We start from the raw sequence: 12,124 nt of genomic DNA, 5'->3' as shown, positions 1-12,124 counted from the left end.
GGCCACCGGGCACCGCCCGCCCGCCCCGGCCATTCCCACTGCGGCGGCCGGGGAGGGTACGGTTCGGTGACGGGCGACCCCAACGGCCGCCCCACCAGCGCCGATCGGACGAGACGGAGTGGCACCGGATGCAGCACGCAGTGGGGGCTCCGCTTCCGCCCCCCCACCAGCCGAGGCACGCGGCCGCCGCATGGATGAACCACGCACACCCCCCGCTTCCCCAGCCCCCCACCCCGCACGGGCCACCGCCGCCCGTCCCGCACACCCCGCCCGCCCCGGGCTGGACCGCCACCGCCCCGCAGGCCGCGCCCGCCCAGCCGGCGCCGCCGCGGGACGCCACCGGCCACATCCACCTGCCGCCCGGCGGACCGGTGGCCGCCCCGACGCCCCCGCATCCCGGGCACGGCACCGGGAGCGCCACCCTCGCGGTGCTGCTCATCGGCCCGGCCGGCGCCGGCAAGACGACCGTCGCCCGGTACTGGGCCAGGAACCGCCAGGTCCCCACCGCGCACATCAGCCTCGACGACGTCCGCGAATGGGTGTGCGCCGGCTTCGCCGACCCCCAGGACGGCTGGAACGACCAGTCCGAGGCCCAGTACCGGCTGGCCCGCCGCACCTGCGGCTTCGCCGCGCGGAACTTCCTGGCCAACGGGATCTCCTGCATCCTCGACGACGCCGTCTTCCCCGACCGGCCCGTCGTCGGCCTCGGCGGCTGGAAGCGGCACGTCGGCCCCGGCCTGCTCCCGGTGGTGCTCCTGCCCGGCCTGGAGATCGTCCTGGAACGCAACGCCGAGCGCAGCGGCAACCGCCGCCTCTCCGACGAGGAGGTCGCCGGCATCCACGGCCGCATGGCGGGCTGGTACGGGTCGGGTCTGCCGATCATCGACAACTCGACGTACGACGTCGAAACCACCGCCCGCGTCCTCGACGACGTGCTGGCCCGGGCCATCTCCAGCCCGCCCGCGTACTGAGCTCCGCGCGGGCGGCGCCCGGCCGGGCGCCGCTCCCGGTCCGTCCCGAGCGCCGGCGCGCCCCGTCCGGACCTGCCCGACCTGCCGAGGAGCGCGGGCACTCGTAGGCTCGTGACATGTCAGAGGTGTATGCGGTCCGCCGTGCGCGGCTGCGCGACCGGTGCGCGGCGTCCGGGACAGCGGCGGCCCTGGTTTCCCGCCCCGCGAACGTCCGCTACCTCGCGGGCGGCTCGCCCCCCGGCGCGGTGCTCCTGGTCGGCGCCGGGGACGACGTCCTCGTCTGCCCCCGCCCGCCCACCGGCGACCCGGCCGAGGGCCGTCTCGACGAGCAGTTGCGCCAGGTGGTCCTGCCGCCGTCCGGTGGCGACCCGGCGGTGGCGGCCGTCGACTTCGCCGCCAAGGCGGGGGCCGACGCGCTCGCCGTCGAGGAGCACCACCTGACCGTGACCCGCCACCGCGCCATGAGCTCGGTCGCGCCCCGGACGCGCCTGAGCGACCTCGGCCACGCCATCGAGCAGGAGCGGATCGTCAAGGACGAGGACGAGATCACCTGCCTGCGCATCGCGGCCGAGATCACCGACCAGGCGCTCGGCGAGCTCCTCGAGTCCATCCTGGTGGGCCGTACCGAACGGCACCTCGCGCTGGAACTGGAGCGGCGCCTGGTGGACCACGGCGCCGACGGCCCCGCGTTCCCCACCTCCGTCGCCACCGGGCCCAACGCGGGCCGCGGCGGCCACCGGCCCTCCGACCGCCGCGTCGAGGAAGGTGATTTCCTGTCCGTCTGCCTCGGCGCCAACTACCGCGGCTACCGCTGCGAGATCGGCCGCACCTTCGTCATCGGCACCGCGCCGGCCGACTGGCAGATCGAGCTCTACGACCTCGTCTTCGCCGCTCAGCGCGCCGCCCGGCAAGCCCTCGCACCCGGTGCGGCGTACCGCGACGTGGACCGCGCCGCCCGCCAGATCCTGGACGCGGCCGGGTACTCCGACGCGGTCGCACCGTTCCTCGGACACGGCGTGGGGCTCGAAATCGAGGAGGACCCGCAGCTCGCCCCCTCCGCCATGGGTAAACTGGACGCTTGTGTGCCGGTCACCGTCGAACCGGGGGTCCACCTCCCGGGCCGGGGCGGGGTCCGGATCGATGACACGCTCGTCGTACGCCAGGAGGCGGACGGCGGACCCGAGCTACTCACCATCACGACCAAGGAGCTGCTCGCGCTCTAGGGCTCGCTCCCTGTCAGCGCGCAGGGCACCACGCCTCGGTCGTCCACCAGCGTCAGTCCAGGAGATTCCGCAACCGTGGCCACCACGAACGACCTCAAGAACGGCATGGTGCTCAAGCTCGACAACGACCAGCTGTGGTCCGTCGTCGAGTTCCAGCACGTCAAGCCCGGCAAGGGCCCGGCCTTCGTGCGCACCAAGCTCAAGAACGTGCTCTCCGGCAAGATCGTCGACAAGACCTTCAACGCCGGTGTGAAGGTCGAGACGGCCACCGTCGACCGCCGCGACATGCAGTTCTCGTACATGGACGGCGAGTACTTCGTCTTCATGGACATGCAGACCTACGACCAGCTGCACGTCGACCGCAAGGCCGTCGGCGACGCCGCCAACTACCTGATCGAGGGCTTCACCGCCACCGTCGCCACGCACGAGGGCGAGGTGCTCTACGTCGAGCTCCCCGCCGCCGTCGAGCTCACCATCCAGGAGACCGAGCCGGGCGTCCAGGGCGACCGCTCCACCGGCGGCACCAAGCCGGCCACCCTGGAGACGGGCTACACCATCCAGGTCCCGCTCTTCATCACCACCGGTGAGAAGATCAAGGTCGACACCCGTTCCGGCGACTACCTCGGCCGGGTGAACAGCTAACCGTGGCTGCCCGGAGCAACGCGCGCAAGCGTGCGTTCCAGATCCTCTTCGAGGCCGACCAGCGCGGCACCGGTGTACGGAACGTCCTGGCGGACTGGATCCGGCACGCACGCTCCGACGACCGGCAGCCGCCGGTCAGCGAGTACACGATGCAGCTGGTCGAGGGCTACGCCGACCACGTCGACCGGATCGACGAGCTGATCTCCACCTACACGGTGGGCTGGACGCTCGACCGGATGCCGGTCGCCGACCGGAACATCGTGCGCCTCGGCGCGTACGAGCTGATCTGGGAGGACGGCACGCCGGACGCCGTCGCCATCGACGAGGCGGTGCAGCTCGCCAAGGAGTTCTCCACGGACGACTCCCCGTCGTTCGTCAACGGCCTCCTCGGCCGCTTCAAGGACCTGAAGCCGAGCCTGCGCCGGGACTGACCTCCCGAGCCGGAACGACCCGCACGAAGGGCCCGTGGCGCGTATCGCGCGCGACGGGCCCTTCGGCGTACCCGGGGGCCGGCCGGCCCGTCGCGGCACGCAGAAAGCCGCCGGGTGCGGCGGGATGCCCAGGGGCTCCCGCCGCACCCGGCGGCAACGTTTCTGCTGAACCGGTGGTGGCTCAGGCGTCCTCGTGGGCGACCGCCCGACGCGCGTCCGCGTCCAGAACGCCCCAACTGATCAGCTGCTCGGTGAGGACCGACGGCGACTGGTCGTAGATGACGGCGAGGGTGCGCAGGTCGTCCTGGCGGATCGACAGCACCTTGCCGTTGTAGTCGCCGCGCTGCGACTGGATCGTCGCGGCGTAGCGCTGCAGCGGGCCGGCCTTCTCGGCCGGGACGTGCGCCAGGCGCTCCAGGTCCAGGACGAGCTTCGGCGGCGGCTCGGCGGCCCCGCCCGGCGTGGTGCCCGGCAGGAGCTCCTGCACCGGGACGCCATAGAAGTCGGCCAGCTCGGCGAGGCGCTGTACGGTCACGGCGCGGTCGCCGCGCTCGTACGAACCGACCACCACGGCCTTCCAGCGGCCCTGCGACTTCTCCTCCACCCCGTGGAGGGAGAGGCCCTGCTGGGTGCGGATGGCGCGGAGCTTGGCCCCGAGCTGTTTTGCGTATTCGCTGGACATATAGCTCCCGGGACGAAGAGTGGTAACTCACTGTGAGGTTACGCAGCGTTACCTGGCTGCGTCAAGCCGAATGGTCCGTACCGACTCTCTTCCGGGGGTGGGGCGGGAGCACTCCTTCCGCCCTGGTACCGTGGATGGCGCAATTCCGACGTCCTTTAAGGTCCGTCCCGTGAGGCGGAGAAGGAGGTCCGTTTCGTATGGACGCCATTCAGCAGTCCGATGCCGCGCGCCCCGTCCTCGAGGGCCCCGACATCGCGCGGGTCCTGACCCGCATCGCCCACGAGATCGTCGAACGCGCCAAGGGCGCCGACGACGTGGTCCTCCTCGGCATCCCCACGCGGGGCGTCTTCCTCGCCCGCCGGCTGGCCGACAAGCTCGAGCAGATCACCGGCCGCACGACGCCGGTCGGCTCGCTCGACATCACGATGTACCGCGACGACCTGCGCATGCGCCCCGCCCGTGCGCTCGCCCGCACCGACATCCCCGGTGACGGCATCGACGGCCGCCTCGTCGTCCTCGTCGACGACGTGCTCTTCTCCGGCCGCACCATCCGCGCCGCCCTCGACGCGCTCGGCGACCTCGGCCGCCCCCGCGCCGTCCAGCTCGCGGTCCTCGTCGACCGCGGCCACCGCGAGCTCCCCATCCGCGCCGACTACGTCGGCAAGAACCTCCCCACGTCGCTGCGCGAGACGGTCAAGGTCCAGCTCGCCGAGGAGGACGGTCGCGACACCGTGCTGCTCGGCGTGCGGGAGACCGCCCCGGCCGGCGAGCAGTAGCCCGCGCTCCGTACGACCCACCGCGTACGGCGCGCCGTGCTGCGCGCCCGCATGCCTCCCGGGCCCCTCGACGGGACACCCCTCGGGCCTCCAACTCCACAAAACCGGAGAAAAAACCCCGATGATGCGCCACCTCATCTCGGCCGCCGACCTCACCCGCGACGACGCCGTCCTCATCCTCGACACCGCCGAGGAGATGGCCAGGGTCGCCGACCGGCCGATCAAGAAGCTGCCGACCCTGCGCGGCCGGACCGTGGTCAACCTCTTCTTCGAGGACTCCACCCGCACCCGCATCTCCTTCGAGGCCGCGGAGAAGCGCCTCTCCGCCGACGTCATCAACTTCAGCGCCAAGGGCTCCTCCGTCTCCAAGGGCGAGTCCCTGAAGGACACCGCGCAGACCCTGGAGGCGATGGGCGTCGACGCCGTCGTCATCCGGCACGGCGCCTCCGGCGCCCCCTACCGGCTCGCCACCTCCGGCTGGATCGACGCCGCCGTCATCAACGCCGGCGACGGCACCCACCAGCACCCCACCCAGGCCCTGCTCGACGCCTTCACCATGCGCCGCCGCCTGATCGGCCGCGACGCCGGCCTGGGCCAGGACCTGTCCGGCAAGCGCATCACGATCGTCGGCGACGTCCTGCACAGCCGGGTCGCCCGCTCCAACGTCGACCTGCTGCACACCCTCGGCGCCCAGGTCACCCTCGTCGCCCCGCCCACCCTCGTCCCCGTCGGCGTCGAGAGCTGGCCCTGCGACGTGTCGTACGACCTCGACAGCACCCTGCCGAAGTCCGACGCCGTGATGATGCTGCGCGTCCAGCGCGAGCGGATGAACGCCGCGTTCTTCCCCACCGAGCGCGAGTACTCGCGCCGCTACGGCCTGAACGGTGAGCGGATGGCGAGGATGCCCGAGCACGCCGTCGTGATGCACCCCGGCCCCATGGTGCGCGGCATGGAGATCACCGCCGAGGTCGCCGACTCCGGCCGCTGCACGGTCGTCGAGCAGGTCGCCAACGGCGTCTCCATCCGCATGGCCGTCCTCTACCTGCTGCTGGGCGGGAACGAATCCGCCGTCGCCAACCCCCGTACCGAGGAGAAGTAAGACAGATGAGCAAGATCCTGATCCGTGGTGCGAAGGTACTCGGCGGCGAGGCCCAGGACGTCCTGATCGACGGCGAGACCATCGCCGCCGTCGGCACCGGTCTGAGCGCCGAGGGCGCGACCGTCGTCGAGGCAGGGGAGCGCGTCCTGCTGCCCGGCCTGGTCGACCTCCACACCCACCTGCGCGAGCCGGGCCGCGAGGACTCCGAGACGGTGCTCACCGGCACCCGCGCCGCCGCGAGCGGCGGCTACACGTCCGTCTTCGCCATGGCCAACACCTTCCCGGTCGCCGACACCGCCGGCGTGGTGGAGCAGGTCTACCGGCTCGGCCGCGAGCACGGCTACTGCGACGTGCAGCCCATCGGCGCCGTCACCGTCGGCCTGGAGGGCAAGAAGCTCGCCGAACTCGGCGCCATGCACGAGTCCGCCGCCGGCGTCACCGTCTTCTCCGACGACGGCAAGTGCGTGGACGACGCCGTGATCATGCGCCGCGCCCTCGAGTACGTGAAGGCCTTCGGCGGCGTCGTCGCCCAGCACGCCCAGGAGCCCCGCCTCACCGAGGGCGCCCAGATGAACGAGGGCGTCGTCTCCGCCGAACTGGGCCTCGGCGGCTGGCCGGCCGTCGCCGAGGAGTCGGTCATCGCCCGCGACGTGCTCCTCGCCGAGCACGTCGGCTCCCGCGTCCACATCTGCCACCTGTCGACCGCCGGGTCCGTCGAGATCGTCCGCTGGGCCAAGTCCCGCGGCATCGACGTCACCGCCGAGGTCACCCCGCACCACCTCCTGCTGACCGACGAGATGGTCCGCACGTACAACCCGGTCTACAAGGTCAACCCGCCGCTGCGCACCGAGCGTGACGTCATGGCGCTGCGCGAGGCCCTGGCCGACGGCACGATCGACATCGTCGCCACCGACCACGCCCCGCACCCGCACGAGGACAAGGACTGCGAGTGGGCCGCGGCCGCCATGGGCATGGTCGGCCTGGAGACCGCGCTCTCCGTCGTCCAGCACACCATGGTCGAGACCGGGCTGCTGGACTGGGCCGGCGTCGCCGACCGCATGTCCTTCGCGCCCGCGCGGATCGGCCGGGCCACCGGCCACGGCCGCCCCGTCTCGGCTGGTGAGCCCGCCAACCTCACCCTGGTCGATCCGGCATACCGTGGAGCCGTGGACCCCGCGGGCTTCGCCTCCCGCAGCCGCAACACCCCCTACGAGGGCCGTGAGCTGCCGGGGCGCGTCACCCACACCTTCCTGCGGGGCCGGGCGACGCTGATGGACGGGAAGCTGGCGTGACACTCTTCGAACTGGCCGCGGAGCAGAAATCCGCCGAGGTGACCGACTGGGCCGCCCGGCTCGGCTGGGTCGCCGGACTGCTGCTCTTCATCGCCCTGGTCTACTGGCTGATGCGCCAGGGCTGGAAGTGGCGCGGCAGCCTCCAGTCCGGCCTCCCGGACCTCCCCACCGCGCCCGAGGCGCCCGGCGCCTCCCGGCTGACCATGAGCGGCCGCTACCACGGCTCCACCACCGCCGGACAGTGGCTCGACCGGATCGTCGCCCACGGACTGGGTACCCGCAGTCGCGCCGAGCTGACGCTCACCGACGCCGGCCTGGACGTCGTACGCCCCGGGGCGCGCGACTTCTTCGTGCCGGCCGGGCAGCTGCGCGGGGCCCGGCTCGACAAGGGCATCGCGGGCAAGGTCCTCGCCGAGGGCGGTCTGCTGGTCGTCACCTGGGAGCACGGCGGCACGCTGATCGACTCCGGCTTCCGCTCCGACACGGCGGCCGACCACACCGCCTGGGTCGAGGCCATCACCTCCATGAACCACGCAAGCACGACGGAAGGCACCGCACGATGACGACCTCCACCAGGGGAACCAGGGTTCCCGCCGTACTCGTCCTGGAGGACGGCCGCACGTTCCGCGGCCGCGCCTACGGGGCCGTGGGGGAGACCTTCGGCGAGGCCGTCTTCTCCACCGGCATGACCGGCTACCAGGAGACCCTGACCGACCCGTCGTACCACCGCCAGGTCGTCGTGATGACCGCGCCGCACGTCGGCAACACCGGCGTCAACGACGAGGACCCCGAGTCCGGGAGGATCTGGGTCGCCGGGTACGTCGTCCGCGACCCCGCCCGCGTCCCCTCCAACTGGCGCTCCCGCCGCACCCTCGACGAGGAGCTGGCCGCCCAGGGCGTCGTCGGCATCAGCGGCATCGACACCCGCGCCCTCACCCGCCACCTGCGCGAGCGCGGCGCCATGCGCGTCGGGATCTTCTCCGGCGACGCCGTCGCCGACGACGCGGCCCTGCTCGCCAAGGTGCAGGCCGCCCCGCAGATGAAGGGCGCCGACCTCGCCGCCGAGGTCGCCACCACCGAGCCGTACGTCGTCCCCGCCATCGGTGAGAAGAAGTTCACCGTGGCCGCCGTCGACCTCGGCATCAAGGGCATGACCCCGCACCGGATGGCCGAGCGGGGCATCGAGGTGCACGTGCTGCCCGCCACCGCCACCGCCGAGGAGGTGTACGCCGTCAACCCCGACGGTGTGTTCTTCTCCAACGGCCCCGGCGACCCCGCCACCGCCGACGGCCCCGTCTCCGTCATGCAGGCCGTCCTGGCGCGGAAGACGCCCCTGTTCGGCATCTGCTTCGGCAACCAGATCCTGGGCCGCGCGCTCGGCTTCGGCACCTACAAGCTGAAGTACGGCCACCGCGGCATCAACCAGCCCGTGCAGGACCGCACGACCGGCAAGGTCGAGGTCACCGCGCACAACCACGGCTTCGCCGTCGACGCCCCCCTCGACACGGTGTCCGACACCCCCTACGGCCGCGCCGAGGTCTCCCACGTCTGCCTCAACGACAACGTGGTGGAGGGCCTCCAGCTGCTCGACCAGCCGGCCTTCAGCGTCCAGTACCACCCCGAAGCGGCCGCCGGCCCGCACGACGCCGCGTACCTCTTCGACCGCTTCGTATCCCTGATGGAGGCCGAGCGTGCCTAAGCGCACCGATATCCAGTCCGTCCTGGTCATCGGCTCCGGCCCGATCGTCATCGGCCAGGCAGCCGAGTTCGACTACTCCGGCACCCAGGCCTGCCGCGTCCTCAAGTCCGAGGGTCTGCGCGTCATCCTGGTGAACTCCAACCCGGCGACGATCATGACCGACCCGGAGATCGCCGACGCCACCTACGTCGAGCCGATCACCCCCGAGTTCGTCGAGAAGATCATCGCCAAGGAGCGCCCCGACGCGCTGCTGCCCACCCTCGGCGGCCAGACCGCGCTCAACACCGCGATCTCCATGCATGAGCAGGGTGTGCTGGAGAAGTACGGCGTCGAGCTCATCGGCGCCAACGTGGAGGCCATCCACAAGGGCGAGGACCGCGACCTGTTCAAGGGCGTCGTCGAGGCCGTCCGCGCCAAGATCGGCCACGGCGAGTCCGCCCGCTCGGTGATCTGCCACTCCATGGACGACGTCCTCAAGGGCGTCGAGACGCTCGGCGGCTACCCCGTCGTCGTCCGCCCCTCCTTCACCATGGGCGGCGCCGGCTCCGGCTTCGCCCACGACGAGGAGGAGCTGCGCCGTATCGCCGGCCAGGGCCTGACGCTGTCTCCCACCACCGAGGTGCTCCTGGAGGAGTCCATCCTCGGCTGGAAGGAGTACGAGCTGGAGCTGATGCGCGACAAGCACGACAACGTCGTGGTCGTCTGCTCCATCGAGAACTTCGACCCCATGGGCGTGCACACCGGTGACTCCATCACCGTCGCCCCGGCGATGACGCTCACCGACCGCGAGTACCAGATCCTCCGGGACATCGGCATCGCGATCATCCGTGAGGTCGGCGTCGACACCGGCGGCTGCAACATCCAGTTCGCGGTCAACCCCGAGGACGGCCGGGTCATCGTCATCGAGATGAACCCCCGCGTCTCCCGCTCCTCCGCGCTCGCGTCGAAGGCCACCGGCTTCCCGATCGCCAAGATCGCGGCACGGCTCGCCGTCGGCTACACGCTGGACGAGATCCCCAACGACATCACCGAGAAGACCCCGGCGTCCTTCGAGCCCACCCTCGACTACGTCGTCGTCAAGGCGCCGCGGTTCGCCTTCGAGAAGTTCCCGTCCGCCGACTCCACGCTGACCACGACCATGAAGTCGGTCGGCGAGGCCATGGCCATCGGCCGGAACTTCACCGAGGCCCTGCAGAAGGCCCTGCGCTCGCTGGAGAAGAAGGGCAGCCAGTTCGCCTTCACCGGCCCGGTCGGTGACAAGGACGAACTGCTGCGCGAGGCGGTCCGCCCGACCGACGGCCGCATCAACACCGTCATGCAGGCCATCCGCGCCGGCGCGACCCCCGAGGAGGTCTTCGGCACGACGAAGATCGACCCCTGGTTCGTCGACCAGCTCTTCCTGATCAAGGAGATCGCCGACGAACTGGCCGCCGCCGACCGCCTGGACGCCGACCTGCTCGCCGAGGCCAAGCGCCACGGCTTCTCCGACGCCCAGATCGCCGCCATCCGCGGCCTGCGCGAGGACGTCGTCCGCGAGGTCCGCCAGGCCCTCGGCGTCCGCCCGGTCTACAAGACGGTCGACACCTGCGCCGCCGAGTTCGCCGCGAAGACGCCGTACTTCTACTCCTCGTACGACGAGGAGAGCGAGGTCGCGCCGCGCGAGAAGCCCGCCGTCATCATCCTGGGCTCCGGCCCGAACCGCATCGGCCAGGGCATCGAGTTCGACTACTCCTGCGTCCACGCCTCCTTCGCGCTCAGCGACGCCGGCTACGAGACCGTGATGGTCAACTGCAACCCCGAGACCGTCTCGACGGACTACGACACCTCCGACCGCCTGTACTTCGAGCCGCTGACGCTCGAGGACGTGCTGGAGATCGTCCACGCCGAGCAGCAGGCGGGTCCGCTGGCCGGCGTCGTCGTCCAGCTCGGCGGCCAGACCCCGCTCGGCCTCGCCCAGGCGCTCAAGGACAACGGCGTACCGGTCGTCGGCACCTCCCCCGAGGCCATCCACGCCGCCGAGGACCGCGGCGCCTTCGGCCGCGTCCTGCTGGAGGCCGGCCTGCCGGCGCCCAAGCACGGCACCGCCACCACCTTCGCCGAGGCCAAGGCCATCGCCGACGAGATCGGCTACCCGGTCCTCGTCCGCCCGTCGTACGTGCTCGGCGGCCGCGGCATGGAGATCGTCTACGACGAGGCGCGCCTGGAGACGTACATCGCCGAGTCCACCGAGATCTCCCCGGACCGCCCGGTCCTGGTCGACCGGTTCCTCGACGACGCCATCGAGATCGACGTCGACGCCCTCTACGACGGCACCGAGCTGTACCTCGGCGGCGTCATGGAGCACATCGAGGAGGCCGGCATCCACTCCGGCGACTCGGCGTGCGCCCTGCCCCCGATCACCCTCGGCGGCTTCGACATCAAGCGCCTGCGCGCCTCCACCGAGGCGATCGCCAAGGGCGTCGGCGTCCGCGGCCTGATCAACATCCAGTTCGCCATGGCCGGGGACATCCTGTACGTCCTGGAGGCCAACCCGCGCGCCTCCCGGACCGTCCCCTTCACCTCGAAGGCCACCGCCGTACCGCTGGCGAAGGCCGCCGCCCGTATCTCGCTGGGCGCCACCGTCGCCGAGCTCCGCGCGGAGGGCCTGCTGCCGAAGCACGGCGACGGCGGCACCCTGCCGCTGGACGCGCCCATCTCCGTCAAGGAGGCCGTGATGCCGTGGTCGCGCTTCCGTGACGTGCACGGCCGCGGTGTGGACACCGTCCTCGGCCCGGAGATGCGCTCGACCGGCGAGGTCATGGGCATCGACGCCGTCTTCGGCACGGCCTACGCCAAGTCGCAGGCCGGCGCGTACGGCCCGCTGCCCACCAAGGGCCGCGCGTTCATCTCGGTCGCCAACCGCGACAAGCGCTCCATGATCTTCCCGGCGCGCGAGCTGGTCGCCCACGGCTTCGAGCTGCTCGCCACCTCCGGCACCGCCGAGGTCCTCAAGCGCAACGGCATCAACGCCACCGTCGTGCGCAAGCTGTCCGAGGGCGAGGGCCCCGGCGGGGAGAAGACCATCGTCCGCCTCATCCACGACGGCGAGGTCGACCTCATCGTCAACACCCCGTACGGCACCGGCGGCCGCCTCGACGGCTACGAGATCCGTACGGCGGCCGTGGCGCGCGGCGTCCCGTGCCTGACGACGGTCCAGGCGCTCGCCGCCGCCGTCCAGGGCATCGACGCCCTCAACCACGGCGGGGTCGGGGTCCGTTCCCTCCAGGAACACGCCCAGCACCTGATCGCGGCCCGCGAGGACTGACCAGC

11 protein-coding genes are annotated in these 12,124 nt (G+C 71.7%); 10 read left to right on the top strand and 1 reads right to left on the bottom strand.

The window, feature by feature from the left end:
• Positions 1-128: 128 nt before the first annotated feature.
• From IH00_RS0127625 to nusB, 4 genes are all read left to right on the top strand, one after another.
• Positions 129-971 (top strand): Pro-rich N-terminal domain-containing protein, encoded by an 843-nt coding sequence (locus IH00_RS0127625; RefSeq protein ID WP_031078258.1) that lies wholly within the window; start codon positions 129-131, stop codon positions 969-971.
• Between the two features lie 116 nt (positions 972-1,087).
• Complete coding sequence (locus IH00_RS0127620; protein ID WP_031078256.1) at positions 1,088-2,194, top strand: aminopeptidase P family protein; 1,107 nt, start codon at positions 1,088-1,090, stop codon at positions 2,192-2,194.
• A gap of 75 nt (positions 2,195-2,269) precedes the next feature.
• On the top strand, positions 2,270-2,836 hold the full coding sequence (efp, locus tag IH00_RS0127615) for an elongation factor P (RefSeq protein WP_031078254.1): 567 nt from the start codon (positions 2,270-2,272) through the stop codon (positions 2,834-2,836).
• Positions 2,837-2,838: 2 nt separating this feature from the next.
• Positions 2,839-3,267: a transcription antitermination factor NusB gene (nusB, locus tag IH00_RS0127610; RefSeq protein WP_031078253.1), complete on the top strand. Its 429-nt coding sequence runs from the start codon at positions 2,839-2,841 to the stop codon at positions 3,265-3,267.
• Between the two features lie 181 nt (positions 3,268-3,448).
• Here the strand turns inward: nusB and bldD are convergent, their stop codons facing one another.
• Complete coding sequence (gene bldD / locus IH00_RS0127605) at positions 3,449-3,949, bottom strand: transcriptional regulator BldD (protein ID WP_028431622.1); 501 nt, start codon at positions 3,947-3,949, stop codon at positions 3,449-3,451.
• A gap of 197 nt (positions 3,950-4,146) precedes the next feature.
• Between bldD and pyrR the strand changes: the two genes are divergently transcribed.
• The 6 genes from pyrR (at position 4,147) to carB (ending at position 12,119) form a co-directional block, all read left to right on the top strand.
• On the top strand, positions 4,147-4,725 hold the full coding sequence (gene pyrR, locus IH00_RS0127600) for a bifunctional pyr operon transcriptional regulator/uracil phosphoribosyltransferase PyrR (protein ID WP_031078249.1): 579 nt from the start codon (positions 4,147-4,149) through the stop codon (positions 4,723-4,725).
• Positions 4,726-4,846: 121 nt separating this feature from the next.
• Positions 4,847-5,824, top strand: coding sequence for an aspartate carbamoyltransferase catalytic subunit (locus IH00_RS0127595; protein ID WP_031078248.1), 978 nt, complete (start codon positions 4,847-4,849; stop codon positions 5,822-5,824).
• Positions 5,825-5,829: 5 nt separating this feature from the next.
• Complete coding sequence (locus IH00_RS0127590) at positions 5,830-7,116, top strand: dihydroorotase (RefSeq protein WP_031078246.1); 1,287 nt, start codon at positions 5,830-5,832, stop codon at positions 7,114-7,116.
• A complete protein-coding gene (locus tag IH00_RS0127585; protein ID WP_031078244.1) occupies positions 7,113-7,679 on the top strand; it encodes a PH-like domain-containing protein in 567 nt (188 codons plus the stop codon). Before IH00_RS0127590 ends, IH00_RS0127585 begins: the two co-directional genes overlap by 4 nt.
• Positions 7,676-8,815: a glutamine-hydrolyzing carbamoyl-phosphate synthase small subunit gene (gene carA / locus IH00_RS0127580; RefSeq protein ID WP_031078242.1), complete on the top strand. Its 1,140-nt coding sequence runs from the start codon at positions 7,676-7,678 to the stop codon at positions 8,813-8,815. The genes IH00_RS0127585 and carA overlap by 4 nt, the downstream gene beginning before the upstream one ends.
• Positions 8,808-12,119 carry a carbamoyl-phosphate synthase large subunit gene (carB, locus tag IH00_RS0127575; RefSeq protein ID WP_031078240.1) on the top strand — a complete coding sequence of 1,104 codons (3,312 nt, stop codon included), beginning with the start codon at positions 8,808-8,810 and terminating at the stop codon, positions 12,117-12,119. The genes carA and carB overlap by 8 nt, the downstream gene beginning before the upstream one ends.
• The last annotated feature ends 5 nt before the right edge of the window (positions 12,120-12,124 follow it).

Source organism: Streptomyces sp. NRRL S-118, from assembly GCF_000716335.1.
Lineage (GTDB): Bacteria > Actinomycetota > Actinomycetes > Streptomycetales > Streptomycetaceae > Streptomyces.
This window is presented reverse-complemented; position numbering and strand designations above follow the sequence as displayed.

What these genes read in the sequence shown, in the direction of transcription:
- carA (WP_031078242.1), top strand. Translation starts at nt 7,676, where the DNA reads ATGACGACCTCCACCAGGGGAACCAGGGTTCCCGCCGTACTCGTCCTG.
- pyrR (WP_031078249.1), top strand. Translation starts at nt 4,147, where the DNA reads ATGGACGCCATTCAGCAGTCCGATGCCGCGCGCCCCGTCCTCGAGGGC.
- IH00_RS0127625 (WP_031078258.1), top strand. Translation starts at nt 129, where the DNA reads ATGCAGCACGCAGTGGGGGCTCCGCTTCCGCCCCCCCACCAGCCGAGG.
- bldD (WP_028431622.1), bottom strand. Translation starts at nt 3,949, where the DNA reads ATGTCCAGCGAATACGCAAAACAGCTCGGGGCCAAGCTCCGCGCCATC.
- IH00_RS0127595 (WP_031078248.1), top strand. Translation starts at nt 4,847, where the DNA reads ATGATGCGCCACCTCATCTCGGCCGCCGACCTCACCCGCGACGACGCC.
- IH00_RS0127590 (WP_031078246.1), top strand. Translation starts at nt 5,830, where the DNA reads ATGAGCAAGATCCTGATCCGTGGTGCGAAGGTACTCGGCGGCGAGGCC.
- IH00_RS0127620 (WP_031078256.1), top strand. Translation starts at nt 1,088, where the DNA reads ATGTCAGAGGTGTATGCGGTCCGCCGTGCGCGGCTGCGCGACCGGTGC.